Source organism: Parabacteroides sp. Y3-G-102 (assembly GCF_023656845.1).
GTDB lineage: Bacteria > Bacteroidota > Bacteroidia > Bacteroidales > Tannerellaceae > Parabacteroides > Parabacteroides distasonis.
Genome location: NZ_JAMOKU010000045.1, coordinates 1 through 15,975, shown reverse-complemented (window position 1 = coordinate 15,975; position 15,975 = coordinate 1). Strand labels below are relative to the sequence as shown.

At 43.4% G+C, this 15,975-nt stretch carries 14 protein-coding genes and 3 pseudogenes; 11 read left to right on the top strand and 6 right to left on the bottom strand.

Annotation, left to right across the window (positions count from 1 at the left end):
* The first annotated feature begins 18 nt into the window (after positions 1-18).
* From NBH16_RS18440 to NBH16_RS18430, 3 genes are all read left to right on the top strand, one after another.
* Positions 19-438, top strand: coding sequence for a hypothetical protein (locus tag NBH16_RS18440; RefSeq protein WP_008781143.1), 420 nt, complete (start codon positions 19-21; stop codon positions 436-438).
* A 125-nt stretch (positions 439-563) separates the two neighbouring features.
* Positions 564-1,589 (top strand): toprim domain-containing protein, encoded by a 1,026-nt coding sequence (locus tag NBH16_RS18435; protein WP_007844620.1) that lies wholly within the window; start codon positions 564-566, stop codon positions 1,587-1,589.
* Positions 1,590-1,643: 54 nt separating this feature from the next.
* On the top strand, positions 1,644-2,129 hold the full coding sequence (locus NBH16_RS18430) for a hypothetical protein (protein ID WP_007844621.1): 486 nt from the start codon (positions 1,644-1,646) through the stop codon (positions 2,127-2,129).
* 104 nt (positions 2,130-2,233) lie between these two features.
* Here NBH16_RS18430 and NBH16_RS18425 read toward each other — a convergent pair whose 3' ends face one another.
* From NBH16_RS18425 to NBH16_RS18415, 3 genes are all read right to left on the bottom strand, one after another.
* The gene (locus NBH16_RS18425; RefSeq protein ID WP_008781142.1) at positions 2,234-3,169 is read right to left on the bottom strand and encodes a PcfJ domain-containing protein; all 936 of its coding nucleotides are present in this window, start codon (positions 3,167-3,169) and stop codon (positions 2,234-2,236) included.
* Between the two features lie 64 nt (positions 3,170-3,233).
* A complete protein-coding gene (locus NBH16_RS18420; RefSeq protein ID WP_122383086.1) occupies positions 3,234-4,883 on the bottom strand; it encodes a hypothetical protein in 1,650 nt (549 codons plus the stop codon).
* A gap of 219 nt (positions 4,884-5,102) precedes the next feature.
* Complete coding sequence (locus NBH16_RS18415; RefSeq protein ID WP_233554273.1) at positions 5,103-6,158, bottom strand: helix-turn-helix domain-containing protein; 1,056 nt, start codon at positions 6,156-6,158, stop codon at positions 5,103-5,105.
* 170 nt (positions 6,159-6,328) lie between these two features.
* Here NBH16_RS18415 and NBH16_RS23575 point away from each other — a divergent pair.
* Positions 6,329-6,394: pseudogene (locus NBH16_RS23575) on the top strand (transposase); the annotation flags it as partial.
* A gap of 42 nt (positions 6,395-6,436) precedes the next feature.
* Here NBH16_RS23575 and NBH16_RS18410 read toward each other — a convergent pair.
* Positions 6,437-7,285 carry a hypothetical protein gene (locus NBH16_RS18410; protein WP_008781138.1) on the bottom strand — a complete coding sequence of 283 codons (849 nt, stop codon included), beginning with the start codon at positions 7,283-7,285 and terminating at the stop codon, positions 6,437-6,439.
* Here NBH16_RS18410 and NBH16_RS18405 point away from each other — a divergent pair.
* The 7 genes and pseudogenes from NBH16_RS18405 (at position 7,266) to NBH16_RS18375 (ending at position 15,477) form a co-directional block, all read left to right on the top strand.
* Positions 7,266-7,781 carry a tetratricopeptide repeat protein gene (locus NBH16_RS18405; RefSeq protein WP_158593296.1) on the top strand — a complete coding sequence of 172 codons (516 nt, stop codon included), beginning with the start codon at positions 7,266-7,268 and terminating at the stop codon, positions 7,779-7,781. The genes NBH16_RS18410 and NBH16_RS18405 overlap by 20 nt on opposite strands.
* Positions 7,763-8,113, top strand: a complete 351-nt coding sequence (locus tag NBH16_RS18400) for a hypothetical protein (RefSeq protein WP_008781137.1) — start codon at positions 7,763-7,765, stop codon at positions 8,111-8,113. Before NBH16_RS18405 ends, NBH16_RS18400 begins: the two co-directional genes overlap by 19 nt.
* A 28-nt stretch (positions 8,114-8,141) precedes the next feature.
* Positions 8,142-9,467 carry a tetratricopeptide repeat protein gene (locus tag NBH16_RS18395; protein WP_008781136.1) on the top strand — a complete coding sequence of 442 codons (1,326 nt, stop codon included), beginning with the start codon at positions 8,142-8,144 and terminating at the stop codon, positions 9,465-9,467.
* A 15-nt stretch (positions 9,468-9,482) separates the two neighbouring features.
* Complete coding sequence (locus tag NBH16_RS18390; protein ID WP_147423689.1) at positions 9,483-12,596, top strand: hypothetical protein; 3,114 nt, start codon at positions 9,483-9,485, stop codon at positions 12,594-12,596.
* A gap of 208 nt (positions 12,597-12,804) precedes the next feature.
* Positions 12,805-13,830: a toprim domain-containing protein gene (locus NBH16_RS18385; protein ID WP_122383084.1), complete on the top strand. Its 1,026-nt coding sequence runs from the start codon at positions 12,805-12,807 to the stop codon at positions 13,828-13,830.
* A 159-nt stretch (positions 13,831-13,989) separates the two neighbouring features.
* Positions 13,990-14,896: pseudogene (locus tag NBH16_RS18380) on the top strand (IS982 family transposase).
* Between the two features lie 470 nt (positions 14,897-15,366).
* A complete protein-coding gene (locus NBH16_RS18375; protein WP_232282451.1) occupies positions 15,367-15,477 on the top strand; it encodes a hypothetical protein in 111 nt (36 codons plus the stop codon).
* Between the two features lie 54 nt (positions 15,478-15,531).
* On the opposite strand, the gene NBH16_RS23315 is transcribed toward NBH16_RS18375, so the two are convergent.
* Positions 15,532-15,666 carry a hypothetical protein gene (locus NBH16_RS23315; RefSeq protein WP_008781134.1) on the bottom strand — a complete coding sequence of 45 codons (135 nt, stop codon included), beginning with the start codon at positions 15,664-15,666 and terminating at the stop codon, positions 15,532-15,534.
* 58 nt (positions 15,667-15,724) lie between these two features.
* Positions 15,725-15,850 (bottom strand): annotated as a pseudogene (locus tag NBH16_RS18370) (sigma factor-like helix-turn-helix DNA-binding protein); the annotation flags it as partial.
* Positions 15,851-15,975: the final 125 nt, after the last annotated feature.

The following is a 15,975-nucleotide window of genomic DNA, read 5'->3' as shown; positions in this document are numbered from 1 at the left end:
CAACAAAAGAATCCTACCATGAGAAAAATCCATTCATTATTAGTGGCAGCCTGCTTATTGGCGGCTTCATGCAACAGAGAGGAAATCCAACCGGAAACAGACAAAGCCGGTATGTATCACATCACCGTAGCCGTAACCGGCACCTCACCCAAAGGCAGTGTACATATATACAATCTTGACGGCGTGAAATTCAGGAACAAACGCACCGGCACCTCCGCATTTTCCGTAGATGAGACCTTCACCGATAAAGTGGAATACAGTACGGAAAAGCCGGTCAGCCAAATTACCGTGCAAGGCATCCTCTATTCCAAAGAGAACGCAACCATCACCCTGCAAGTAAAGAAAGACGGTGAAAGCGTGTTCAACCAGAGTAAACAGCTAGAGGCCGTTCCCAGTATAGACAACACGGTAGATTTGGTTTACAGTACCGTGAAATAAAATCAAAAAAACATATATTTTCTCTTTCGTATTTAGATGATATTTATTATCTTTATGAAAGATAATCTTTCTCATTTATAATCTAAACTCAGATAAAATGAGATTCAACTAATCCAGTCAATCGTATGAAAGTCGATTTCAATCAGATAAAAACAACCATTTCTCTGCCCGATTTCCTGCTGGAGCTGGGATGGAAAATCGTGGAAGGCTCTTCCAACTCTTGTCCCAAAATGAGCAACGGAACGCATACCATCGTCATCAAGCGGAACTCACAGAACCAATATACCTATTGGGACGTGCATAGCGACAGCGTGCGTGGCCGAAGCATCATGGATCTGATGCAGGAACATCTATTTGAAACAACCGGAAAAATGCCGACCTTGCGCGAGGTGGGAGAGATCCTTCAGAACTACATCAACACCAACCGCATCACGACACCCGAAAAAAGCCGGTATGAAGTCGGTAACACAAGCATGGGAACGGACGAACTGCATTTCTACCTACGCCAACTGCAAACTTACAAAGGAAACTATCTCTCAAAAAGAGGTATCTTGAAAGAAAGCATCGAAAGCCGGTTCTTCAAAGACACTTTCTTTATCCGTGAAGTAAAGAACAAAGGGAGTGTTTACCGAAACGTGTGTATCAAGATGTACAATGAAAACGGTGTACAAGCCATTTCACAGCGGAATGAGGCGTTCAAGGGTATTCTCGGTGGCAAGTTCGACTGTCTGGCGACCAGCAACCATGACAAAAGCCGCCCGATAGACATTCTATACATCGGGGAGTCATTTATCGACTGTATCTCCCACTATCAGCTATGCCATTCCGGAAGCGACCTCAATCTCGTATATGTATCTACGGAAGGGACATTCACGGAAGGACAAATGAGGCTATTACGCCTGATTCTTGACAAAAACCAGGTAAAGGAGCTTCGGAGCATCTTTGACAACGACAAGCAAGGACACAAATACACCCTATGGCTGCATCGTTACTTTCATGGCGATACGACTGATGTCGAAAGCCTGAGCAACGATGAACTCCGCAACAAGGTACAGGAACTGAAGAACGTCGAACTTTCGGAAAACAAGGATTGGAACGATGATTTGAAAGTCTCGTGTGGTATCTATACCTCCACGGATGGCGGCCAGTAACCTCATAGATTTGCTCAATCACATAAATACAACAACCAATAAAATCAGGTCAATATGAATATCAAGCACTTATTTTTTTATATGCTGCTCATTGCCTTTTCCTCATGCAGCAAACCCGGCTATGAGAAAGCCATTGCAGAATGGATTCAGACAGATTCTCACGGCACCTGGACGGATTTAAAGTTCGAACTACTGGAAGTGCTGGAAACAGAAGATGTCACCGTATCGGACAGCCTGCGCTACCTGAACAACAAAAGCGCACAATTATCCGCTGTCATACAGAAAGCGGAAAGTCCCCGTGCCCTATTCAAACCGTCCTTTTCCGCCTATATGGAAGCCGAAAAAAGCCTGAAAGCAACGGATGCCATGAAAGCCAACTACCTGCACCGTGACAGTACGGAAGTTATCGGCAAGATATTAAAATGCAGATATGCCATCATCCAGCCACACTCAGGGGTGCAGCAGAAAAAGACGGCTTCTTTCCTATTGTCCCCCGACATGGAAAAATGTATCGGAAAACTAAAGCCGGCAAGCAAATAATCCGAGCGTAACGATGTGTTGTAGCGACAACGTTTTTTTGGTTCTTTTTTGGGCGTATTCCCAAAAAGAACTCCCACACATTTATTAAATGTGTGGGCTATTCATTACACTACCATCCTTTCTCTTATCAACGGTATATTATCCCGTACCAAATTCAGAATCCGATCATGATAGGCTGATAATTGGTTAGACTTTCCACGGCACTGGCACACCTCCATCCTGCTAAGTGAAAACTCCACCGTTTCCATGCGCCTTCCATCCACCATTGCCGACATTATCAACGAATCTTCTCTCTTATAATAGGCGTTGCTGAATACACAATGATGCAGCAACTTCCCCTCTTTATAAAAGTCCGAAAGGCTTTCCAATACCCGAACCATAATATTTCCATCCGCAAACGAAAGATTAAAGAAACGTGATTTGGCAGCAATATAGTCTTTTTCATCCTTTTCAGAATATTTTTTCTTACATTTCCCCATCACCCAATCATGCGCTTCTTCTACATTTAACGGACACAAATAATGAGGATTTCTCGCATCCAATTTATTTTCTATCAGCATATCCACATAGTCCAGCCACAAGTCCGCATCATGTATCACATAGTTATGCCTTAAACAGATTTTTATATATGTCCAATACTTATCCATACCGTATTTTCTCTCTAAAAATCTCAAGAACAAATTCATTTGCCCTGCCTTATATAATATCTCCATCCGATTATCAGTTAATAATGTCATAAAGAAGGAACTCGGACAAATATCATAAAAGGCACCCTTAAATCCATTCCTCGTAAGTTCGGGTATCACTTTCATTCTCGGATAGATAACCGCCGGGCAAATATCATAAATACGGTCATGATGCACATTCCGCTTACGCAATTCCAAAGAACTTCCATATATCCATGCATCATAATAAAATATAGACATGCCTCGCAGCAAAGACAGCGTTTCTGTCTTGCCCTCTTTATTCATCCAACACTGTACCGCCTCAATTATAAAGTAATTAGCCGGAGAGCCTTTTTTCAGCCGACAGTCCACCATAACAATACTTCGGTAATTTTTTAGTGAAGTATTGACATAACTGTTATATGATGATTAAATTATCTCAATATTTTACGCGGATTGGTCCGGCAACAGAGTTGAATAAAAGGTCGCCGTTAGCAAGATACTGAATGATGGCGTAGGCACCATTGGCTCGGTTGTTCTTGCCCAATATGCTGCGGTGACGTGTGGCACCACTCTTCCAGTCAAGTCCTGTAACTTCCCAGCCCGAAGCATCGTTCCAGCCACATACAAATACCATCTCTGACTTGATACTTATGGCAGGAATCATACTTACAGAACTTACATCGCTGCGCGTCCACTTACTCTCCCACTTTTTCTCCTTTGTATTCCAACGTACACACTCGGCACCTTGAGGGCCTTTGACAATAGGACCAATAGCGATTACACCAATAATCTTGTCGTTTATTTCCTGATTGGTAACATTAATATTGTTTACAACAAAGGCGTCATAGCCGCCTACTACAACAGACTGCTCAGACTGTATCCACTCTGTTGATGTTCCAAGACCACATGTAACCTCGTGCACTCCGGCTATACGCTTGTCGTATCCTGCCACTTGCTGTGCGTCTGAGGGGATTTCGTCACGCCAGAAAGCTACCAGTTTCATACGCTTAGAGCCATCGGTAATAACTACCAGCTTGTCCTTGTCTTGGCCAAAGCCCATAAGTGTAGGCGTTGAACCAGTGCCATGTCCGAGTTTGATACATGGTGCTTGCGGACCACCGTCGTAATAGGCTTGCCATGCACCATCAGCCTGGGAGGTGGAGATTTTGCCGTCCTTGCAGATGAGTTTCTGCATAAGGCCTTTTCCGCCTGGTGTGCGGCTGTTACTTGCTACGTAAACACCGCCATTCTCGTCGATGCAGATAGAGTTGGTGAGAATCTGGTCTGATGGAAGAGGGTATGAATCTTCGATTGTAGTAAGAGCACGATTCAGCACAAGAAGTCCGTTCTGAGCAGCCACAACAAGGTGTCCGTCATAGGTCATAGTAGCGCCTACGAGTGTAAAAGAGCCGAAGGTAAAATTCGTAAGTCTTATCTGATGATCCAACATGATACCATCCTTGGGATTATTAGGATTGGCAAGGCGATAGCGTGCCATTACCTGACCTGCATTGGTGTAAGCATAGTTATCCTTGTCGCACAAGACATAATTACCGTTGGCCATAGACATTTGTGGCGCCGGACCCAATATATCGGTAACCGTCTTGGAAAGTTCGTCGTAAGTAGCATGATCGGCAATTATACGTGTCAGTTGCTCCTGGGTCTTCATTGTAATCCCTGGCAAGCCAGCCTCGGCAACCCTTTCAAGTTTACCGTCGCTTATGTCAAGATACGACACGCGGTCGCTACTCATACCCCACATATAATTGGGCGAAGTCGAAGCAAGAGTCATCAAATTAACAGGACCGCTCCATGTCATCTGACACTTGGAAAGATCGATATTGAAAGTTCCATCCTTGACAGCAGACGAGAAAGCATCAGTCTGAGCCGAATTGAAGTGCGTAATACTATACTCTTCCTGTGCAAGCCAAGGGTTAGGTTTGGGTTTTGCAACTTGTGCCAAAGGCACTTCGGTAGTGCTGTCGCCATCGCCACCAGCATCAGGAGAAATAGAATCTTCGGAACACGAAGCTAAAGACATAGCCCCTATGACACACACCATTAAATAAAGATAGTTTTTTTGCATAGTGAATTGTTTTTGAGAATTTATGTTTGAATTGTTTGAATTTCCTCATGCGAAGATACAGGAGCATCAACCATCAAAAACCTCAAAGACATCACTTATGTGTCACTCTTATAGAAAGGATACGTCACAGTAAGAAAGGTTACACTTTGCCTTATTATGTAACCTTCGTACAAAAGTTACACCTTACATTCAGTAGCAAACGCACACATAACCAGTATATTACCGTTGACGGCGCCACTCGGCGGGAGTCAAGCCCGTCCTTTCCTTAAACAGACGCTGAAAATACACACGCGACGAGAAACCGCACTCCATAGAAACAACCTCGTTACTATATTCGGGGTGTGCAGCCATGAGTGCCTTTGCCTCCTCCACGCGAATACCCGAAAGCCATGTACGGAAATTCTTACCATATATGGAAGTCAGATACGAAGCAACGTCGGTACGATTAACCATTATGCGACGAGCAAACGAGGATAATGTCAAGTCGCTATCTCTAAAACCGCCCTCGCTTCGCCATTTGCTTACCGCCATATCTATTTCGGCAATACGCTCAGGCCCAATCTCCCTAAAGACTTTAGCAGCGGCTATCTCGTCGTTAGTCTCGGTAACAATCTCAGTTACTCCCTCGGACATACTAAATCCAAGCGCCGTAAAACTAACAATAAACAGCGAAAGCGAAATCAATCCCAAAGGTCCAAAGACAAAGAGCAGCGGCCGCGACAATATATAAAGAGGCGAAATTACAGCAAAAGCACACACCACAAAAAGCCCAAAGCGCATAGTGCGCAGGTAGGCATCTGCAGGATTACCATGTTCACTGTCGAGCCGACGTTGAACATTACCAAGTTCCCTCAGCGGTGCCCATGTATAATACAATAGAGTAAAGAAATGAATAGCATCAGCAACATATAGCATAGGACCAATATGCAGACTGCCATTTGAAATAACACCTGCGACTATGCACAATACCATAAGAGCATATCCAACAACGCCATAGCGCATAAAACTCCAACGTCTATGCCTAGCGCGCAGAATATTAAGCTGCGACCATGACAACAAAATAGCCGAAGGCGAATAAAACAGCAGATTAAACAGAACACCCACATCGTTCCCCTGTTGTCGCCAACCCAACCGCATCTGACACATGTAGTGTACAACAAACAATAGTAATGCCACAACAATCATCCAACGCGACTGCTCAAACTGTCTGTTACGGCAAGTTACATAGTAGCGCGACACAAACACAAAAAATGCAAGCATGGCCATCACAATCATGCAAGTATATTGAAGAGCAATAAGGTCTAAGCAAGTATCCAAGATTGTATGTATATTAAATAATTTAACGTGAGTTCGACGAAATATAAGTGCCTGAAAAATGGTGATTAGCGAAAAATTGTTGTAATCTTAGAGTGTTAAATATCAAAAGTTTACAGACAATAATTGCTATGATTACCGAGGACAAAGTTACTGAGATTTTCTGTATTACGGATGACTTCTGCAAAGTTTTTGATGTTGTTTCTCGGTCAATAGTTCGTTAAAATTTGAGTATATGGCTACGCAGCCTTAGGCTGCCATCCAATGAGTTCTTTGACAATCTTACTAATTAAAGTTCGGTTCGGTTGGCATCGGGACATGTCGAAAATTAATTTCGTATAGTTCGCATTGAACATCAACGACTTAATTTTTGCCATGGAATTGTCCATACCATTGTCTTTCATGAAGACCTTGGCGGCATTCAGTGAGGCGAACGATGCGTTGAACGCAAAGTCCAACTGTCTCTTGTGTCTTGCCTGACAATCCATAAGTCCCGTAAACTGCTTACTGTCGCGATAGCAGAACTCTATCTGGAAACGAGTGCGGTAAGTCTTCAATACTTCCTCACCCGTCATTGAGAGTTTTGTCGAAAAGAACAACTTGCACTTTCCGCCGGGCATTCGCCAGATGACAAGTCGCACCCTCCTTTTCAGAGCCTTGGCATAAGCCTCGAGGGTGTACGCCTTTCCGTCCAGTCCGTCAATGTGCAGTTCTTCCATGCATGAGAGATTGAGGTTTGCCAAGTCAATCTTGTCTCCCTTAACCCTTGGTCGTCCACGCTTCTTTTCCTTCTTGGGAATGTAATGCAGACAAGCGTTGTCACGGAAGCGGCTGACTATATAGAAGCCAAGCTCCGACATGCCCTTCTCGAACGTGGATGTGGAGAAAAAAGCGTCAGCCACTACTATATCAGTGATACTCAGCAGTTTCTTTGAATACCGCTTCATAACACTGATGTAATATTCGACGAGTGTCTTGTTCCTCATCTTCAGCGCGGAGTTTCCTATTGTCTGATGGGCACGCAGCATCATGCACTTGTTGTTGACAACATCCAGTAAACCGATGCCCATGATTTCAAGTCCGTGCATAGCGGATATCGACTCGATCGCTTCATTCTTGCGGCAGGCGGAACAAAAGGTGAAAATCCTGGATTATACGGAGGCCAGTGAGTTTTATTTGAAAGCCTTGTTGCTGAATCCGAATGATAAGGCGGTACAGGCTCGCAGATTAGATGTGGAGAATATGTATACCATGGACTGTAATCGTTATTCGGGGATTGCCGAGTCTTATTTTAATGACGGTGATTACGAGAAAGCGGTAGAGCTGTACGAGAAGGTTGTTGAAATGAACTGTTTCAACTCGGAGCTTGCCGCTCGCCGGATCGGGGTACTTCAGGCGAAAATAAGTTCCCGCCAACAAAGGGCTTCTGTATGGACGTTTGAGTATGGTTTTAAGCAAGCCCTATCGGTATTTCTTTCGGTAGATATAAGAATAAGCGAACGAGCGGGTATTGGAGCTTATCGTTCCATCCGGATGTCTTCAAGGCGATACAGAAAGATTATGAGGTGGCTAATTTTGAGATAGGTACTTCGGTCGGCTTTACGATAAAACCGGTACAGGCGGCTCCGATTTGGTTACTTTTCGGTCCCGGTATTGTCATGAACGGCGAATTCGTAGACGAAGAGGCTGAGGATTATTATCCGGATTACTCCGGTGATGCTTCGGTGGATCCTGTAGAGAGGGAGAAAGTATTTGATACCTATACCTCTTTATCCGGGGAGGTTGGTGTGTTAGGAAAGATTTGGCAAAGGCTGGCCTTGAAATACACCTTCCAATATCGTTTCCCCTTGAGCGGAGATTATAAGGATAAGATTACGAAGACAAAGCATGCGATCGGTATCGGAATCTGTTTCTGATATCCTTGCGTAAGGATAAGGAGGTTTTATGAAGGTATATGTTTTGTTTGTATTAGGAGGCTTGCTGTGTTGTCTCTCGGCCTGGGGACAGCGTTCGATGGCCTATCGAGAGATCCCGTCGGGGATAAGCGTGTTTTCAGGTAAGGACAACGAGGCTGGGATGGTCTTTTTTTGCCCGAGTGAGATCTCGTTGAGCTTCCAATCGAGTCTACGAGAGACGGTGGACGTGTATCTTACGGAGAAAAAGGGGGATAATACGGTTTACTATATCCGATTTAAGGTAGGGCGTAAGTATAGGGGGCGCAAGCTTTCTGTACTTGCTCCCGGTTATAACTCACTTACCTTTGAGGTGGAAATGGCTCCGAAAGAATTGAGACAATATTCTTTATTTGATCCAAACGAGGCTTTCGTCAATGGTTGTTACGCCGAATTTCGTAAACGCGGCCGGAATTTCTTCCAACAGGGTATGTATCAAGAGGCCCGAGAACAATATATGACGGCCTTGGAATGCTCGGACCGGCCGGTGGATACGGATTTGAAAGAACGGATTGCGGATATAGACGCGATTACCTCCTATTTGGAGCGAGCGGAATCTGCCGTGAAATGCTCAGACTATAATACGGCACGGACACACTTGATGAAGGCATTGATGTTGAATCCGAATGACCAAGCGATACAGGTGCGAAAACGGGATGTGGAGCAATTATATCTATCGGATTGTAGCCTGTGTGCAGAACAGGCAGAAGCTTATTATAAAAACGGGGAACGGGAAAAGGCCATGGAATTATTTGATAGGATGGTAGCGCAGAATTGCCTTGATTCGGAGAACGTAAGCAAACGGACGCAGCGGATTTTTAACCGTTTATCCTTACGTAAGCAAAAAGGACGTGTTATTGTTTATGAGTATGGTTTTAAGCAAGCTCCTATCGGTATTTCTTCCGGGACTTATTTGAACCGGGGAGTTGGTATGTATTCCAGTGTTTTTTTACATCCAACCGTATTTAAAATAGAAGCTGAGAATAATGAAGACAAGGTTGATATGTGTGAATGGGGAATGACTATGGGGGGGACTTTTCGGGTGGCAAGAGCCTCTGCGAAGTTACCTGTCTGGTTTTTCGTGGGAGCAGGTATGGTACAACACAAAGAGGTGTTGCGGATTGAAGAAAGTGGTTTATCTTATGTCTCGATACCCTGTGAGACCGGACTTTTGGTGAAATTATTAAAGGATCGGTTGGCTTTGCGATATACTATTCAATATCGTTTCTTGCTAAAGACAGAAAACGCGACTACTTATAATGCTTCGGATCGGGTGGCAAAGACCAAACATTCAATTGGTATAGGTATCTGCTTCTAATTGAAAGTGATTATTATGAGAGGACGTTCTAAATGGTATATCGGGGGAGCTTGTTTTTTACTTTCTCTCTTTTTTATATTTCCTGTATTGGCTTATTGGGTGATAAGCAGTTTTGTGTTGCCCCCGACTCGCTTGAAATCCTTGTTGATTACAGAAATGGCCAAATATGTGAAAGGCGAATTCGATTGCCATTCTGTGGAACTTACTTACTGGGAAACTTGGCCTTTGGCCGGAATTGCCATTATAGGGGGAAGCTATTCCGCCCCGGCTGATACGCTTTTCCCGGAGAAACCGAAACTGAAGGTCGAGTTTGATAAGTTGCTGGTTCGCGTGAACGCGATGGATTATTGGCAGAAAGGTTTGATAACGCTCAAAGAGCTTTCGCTTGAGTGTCCGGATCTTTATGTGCGGCTTGGTGATAATCAGCCATTTGATCTCCTGTACGAGGACCGGATACCTCAAAAAAGTCCGGTAGGCTCTCTCTTTGAGGATTTACGCATGGAGATCCGGCAATTAGCCTTGGAGGATGGACATTGGGTTGTGGAGAATATCGAACAAAAGACACGTTTAGATTGTATCGGAATGCGATTGGCACTAAGTGGAATACTCATTTCGGATAATGGGCGCCTCGCCCTCTCTTGTGCATGCGATTCCTCCCGTTTGCAAACGGGTGGTAATTTGTTGCGGAATGATTCCCCGGTCTCGTTGGAATGTCTTTTCCATGCTGATTGGCAGAAGAGGCTTGTCCGGGTGGAATCGGCTAAACTTCTTATTCGGAACCTTCCATTTGAGTTGAGTGGTTCTTTCCGGCAAGAGTCATCCAAACGTTTATGGATGGATGCTTCCTTGAACTTATCCGCCTCCGATTTGGAGGAGCTGCTGACGTACGTTCCAGAGCCCTATGCCTCTAAATTCCAATCCTATACATTGAAAGGAAATACCGCTCTGGCAACAACCTTTAAAGGGTATTTAGATGAGCGCTCGTTTCCGGATGTTCATCTATCAGGCTCATTGACAGATGGCTCTATTGTAAAAAAGAAAGAACCGCACGGGCTGGATTCGGTCGCTTTGGATTTTTCGTTTTCATATCCATCTTTACATCCGGAAGATGCGACCATGGAAATCAAGGACTTGAATGTTTCCGGCTTGAATTGCCTAGTCAAGGGGAAAGCGTTGGTCAAAAATTTGTTTCAGAATCCTTTTTGTGACTTGAGTATACAGAGCGATTTGGATTTTACCCGGTTGGGCGAAGAATTCTTTAGCCCGGATACGATCCAATTGTTCGGTCGCCTTCGATCCGATTTATCTTTGGTGTTTACCGGCAAAGATTTGCAGAAAGGACGGTACGAACGTATTTGGGGGGAGGGCTTGTTGGATATCGATCGGATTCATGTGCGGAGTGATGTGTATGGATTGTCTTTCTTTGCCGAAAACACGTATGGGGAAATTGGTTATCGGCCGAATAAAAGTCGTTTTATCCGGCAAAGAGAGGTTCTTGGGCTTTCCTTGCGGATAGACACGATGAATATGCGGCTGGGGACGACTCAAGTGGCACTCTCGGATCTAGATTTAGCTTCTAACACGGGGCTTCAGCAAGACACAAACGCGATTACTCCGGTTACTACACATTTGAGAGTGGGGCGTTTGCAATCGAATCAATCCGGTCAAGTCGCTTTTCTATCCGGAAAAACCGAATTGCATTTGGGGGTTAAGCCCGCGGAACAGGATAAGGGGAAGATCGCCTTGGCTTTTGCGTTTACTTCCGACTCTTTGGAATACTTGAATCTCCCGAGTCAACAGGCGATGAAAGTTTTGAGAAGCCGTGTTGTTTCTGAACTTTATCCTGACAAGGAAACGAGATGGGCACATTTGGCAAATCTGGATGAGTTGTTTAGTAATTGCGAGGTCAAAGGAATCCTGACTTTTGAGCAGCTACGTTCTTTCTCCCGACAGTTTCCTGTACAGGTGAATATGAAGAATACTCAATTGGGGTTTAAAAACAATCGGTTGATATTGAATAATGCGGAGATACAAGCCGGTAAATCGGATGCGGTGCTGAATGGAGAGATCGTGACTTATCCGCGGGACGGCATGAAAAAGCGGCTGATCGAGGCGGATCTCTCGTTGCGTTCGGATCAACTGGATTGGAATGAGTTGAGGCAAGCCTTGATGCGGGGAAAAGGGCTTGAAGGAGATCGGCGTACGAAACAGGAGGATCCGATCAGCTTGCTGAACGTGGGAGACTTGGATGAGGCGATCCGGAAGATGGAAGAAAATCAAGATTCTTGGACGAATTTGTCGAACCAATTGCTGGATATTCCGGAGAACTGGATGTTATCCCTTTCTTTAAATGCCCATAGAATGATTTTTTCTGATTTTGATATGAACGAGGTGAGCGGGAAGGTCTCCTTAAAGGAACGAAGCGCATATTGTGATTTTTCAGTGCGAACGAATATGGGAAATACTTACTTGCAACTTTTGTATAAGAACCAAAGTACGAAGCGATCCGATGTCTATTTGAATTGGAATTTAAGCCAGATACAAGTGGGTAAACTGCGTAAAGTATTTCCTGCGATGGGGACTTTGTTTCCGATGTTGAATTCCATTGATGGAGTCTTGGATTGTGATTTGGCTGCCTATTGCCCGATCGATTCCACGTTGAACGTAGACCTGAGCGCATTGTCGGCCGTTTGCTCGTTGGACGGTAAGAATATGGTATTGTTTACGAATGAAACCTTTCATCAGATAGCAAGTAAACTTCGTTTTAAAGATCGGGAGCGCAATATGATCGATCATATATCCGCTGATTTCATGGCGAAAAATTACCAAATTGAGATCCTGCCTTTTCGATTGGATATGGATCGATATAGTTTTATCGTAGGTGGACAACATAGCATGGATATGAGTTTTAATTACCATATTGATGTTTTGAAGTCGCCTATTCCGTTCAATTTCGGACTGGATGTAAATGGCAAGGTCGGTGATTTCAAATATAATCTGGGAAAGACCCGTTATACGATTTTGTTCAATCGCCCTATTCAGCATGAGGAATATCGTATGTCGAAACAGAGAAGACTGGATGAGGAAAAGGTCGAGATCTTAAGAGAATTCCGAAATGTTATCCCTTAATTTTTAGTTATCCTTGACGAAGCACGGCTTTGCCTTGATGAACCTCCTCTTTTCAAATACGATTCCTCATAAAAAACAACTGTATTAAAAAATCAGGTGTTTTCTCTTTCATGTTTGAGTAAACTTTATTATCTTTATGAAAGATAATCTTTCTCATTTATAATCTAAAATCACATAGATGAGAATTCAACGAACATCAGTAAATATTATGAAAGTCGATTTCAACCAGATAAAAACAACCATTTCTCTACCCGATTTCCTGTTGGAACTGGGATGGAAAATCGTGGAAGGCTCTTCCAACGCCTGTCCTAAGATGAGCAACGGAACGCACACCATTGTCATCAAGCGGAACTCACAGAACCAATATACTTATTGGGATGTGCATAGTGACAACGTGCGTGGACGTAGCATCATGGATCTGATGCAAGAGCACTTGCTTGAAGCAACCGGAAAAATGCCGACCTTGCGCGAGGTGGGGGAGATCCTTCAGAACTACATCAACACCAACCGTATCACGACACCCGAAAAAAGCCGGTATGATGTAGGCAACACAAGCCTGAGACCGGACGAGCTTCAATTCTACTTGCGTCAGCTACAACCCTACAAGGGCAACTACCTCCGGAAAAGAGGTATCTCAAAAGAGAGTGTTGAAAGCCCGGTGTTCAATAACACGTTTTTTATTCGTGAGGTAAAAAACCTAGGAAGCGTCTATCGGAATGTATGTGTGAAGATGTACAGTGAAAAAGGCGTGGAAGCCATTTCACAACGGAATGAAGCCTTTAAGGGAGTCATCGGCGGCAAGTTCGACTGTTTGGCAACCAGCAACCACGATAAAAGCCGCCCGATAGACATTCTCTACCTCGGGGAGTCGTTTATAGACTGCATCTCCCACTATCAATTACTCCATTCCGGAAGTAACCTCAATCTTGTATATGTATCTACGGAGGGAACATTCACGGAAGGACAGATGAAGCTGTTACGCTTAATCCTTGACAAGAATCAGGTGAAAGAGCTTCGAAGCATCTTTGACAACGACAAACAAGGGTACAAATACACCTTATGGCTGCATCGTCACTTCTATGGCGACACTACTGACATCGAGAGCCTGAGCGAAAATGAACTCCGCGACAAGGTGCATGAATTAAAAAACGTCGAACTTTCGGAAAATAAGGATTGGAACGATGATTTGAAAGCCTCATGCACGACCTCTAGTCCCGCGGAGGGCGGTCAATAACTTCATAATACTATTTTTAGTATATACTAAAAAACGTCCGAAATATTATTTAACGTGAGTTCGAAATAAGAATAAATATATTTCACTAATAATTAGGGAGATAGCGATAAAAGTATTAAATTTATAGTGCTGAATTATAACATTTAAACGATTACCACTATGTTTCCAGAGTCTAAAGTTACAGAGATTTATTGTATGGCCGATGATTTTTGCAAGGGAATTTGCGTTGCAACAGGAAAAATATATGATTGAGGATAAGAAGACCAGGCATCGTAACAAACCCAACCGTATGAGTGACGCTGAGATTATGGTTATTCTAATCCTGTTTCACTCCAGTGGTTTCCGTTGTTTCAAGCATTACTACAAGGAGTATGTCTGTAAACATCTGAAACACCTTTTTCCGCGTCAGGTTTCTTATAACCGTTTTGTAGAACTGGAGAAGGAAGTATTGCTTCCACTGACCATTTTCATCAAGAAAGTCCTGCTGGGAACCTGTACCGGCATCAGTTTCGTCGACTCCACTCCCTTGCGTATATGCCGCAACCAAAGAATCCTAATTCATAAGACATTTAAAGGGCTTGCCGAGCGTGGAAAATGTTCTATGGGATGGTTCTTCGGATTCAAGCCACATCTGATAGTCAATGACAAAGGAGAGATCCTCAATTTCATGTTCACGCCTGGGAACGTGGATGACCGAGAACCGTTGAAACAGGGTAAGTTTTTGGAAAACATCAAAGGAAAACTATGTGCAGACAAAGGATATATAGGTCAGGCTCTGTTTGAGAACCTTTTCCTTAATGGCATACAGCTTGTCACTAAAGTTTAAAATAATATGAGGAACTCACTGATGGGTGTCGCTGACAAGATTTTGCTCAGAAAAAGAGCATTGATTGAAACAGTCAATGATGAACTGAAGAACATAGCACAGATAGAACACTCCAGACATCGTTCATTCAATAACTTTATAGCCAACTCTTTGTCGGCTATAGCAGCATACTGCTTTTTTGAAAAGAAGCCCGCCATTAATGTAAACTTTGTCAATGACGGACAACTGGCTATGTTCTAATTTTATTTCGAACTCACGTTAATTATTATGCGTTTATGAAATATATCTTCAAGATGTGTCCTAATCTATTGTATTTTATCTGATGGAGCAGAATAGTTCTTCCACGGAGCAGATGATAATATGTATAGATCAAAATACTTCTGTAGCTTATGCATTGCCTCAATTGCTCCAGGCATAGGTTTCCTATTGGCAAACAAACTCGGAATTTCATCCAATCGTCCGTCATACTCTTTAAGTGTATCTTCATCCTGTAGGTCTATTCTTTCATACTACATACCTATCTCTGCTTGTTAGAGTTTTTATACTTCAATGGCTGAAGGAAACCTTCCATACTACCATATATCAATTGCTTTTCCACGAGATATTTTCCATCTCGTTAATAATCTTCTTGACATATAGATCATTTATTTCATCGTTTACACGTCGTAACCATCCGTCAGGAGCACGTAACCAGCGATGCGGATGATCGCTTGACGGAAGCAGTTAAAAAAGCCGTAGAGAGATTAGGCATCCGTCTGTTAGGCCATGTGAGCGTAGCAGGTGATAACTATTATGGCAATGCGGACGAAGAAAAATTATAGAAGATGTAAAGGGGGACGGGAGAAATCCCGCCTGCCTGGGCTTCGGGATTCTTTTCAGGCTATCGGATACGACATCGTAAAATTATAGATCTTTAGGTCGTTAGCTCCTACTAAGCCTACGCCCTCTTGGATAAAGAAACGCTTGAATTGCTTGATATTCGGGTACCCCACCAGGTGGTAATGGTTCATAGATCATCTTATTTTTAAAGGCATTTACTGAATATCCCTGTGTAAGGGTAGATCCAATTTAAGTCAATAGCCCTATCAATAACGGCATGTAGTCTTTCAATTTGATTCGTAATATTTTTAATGCTTGTTGAATCCTGTAATCTACAGTTTTAGAGGATATGTTTAGATGCGAGGCGATCTCTTTATCCTTAATTCCGCAACACTATTATAAATTAAACTTTTTAAGTACCTGAGCAACAAAAAGTTGCTCAGGATTTTGCCATGTCAGAATTTTCACTTATCTTAGTGTTGCAAAAAAAACAAGAGAAT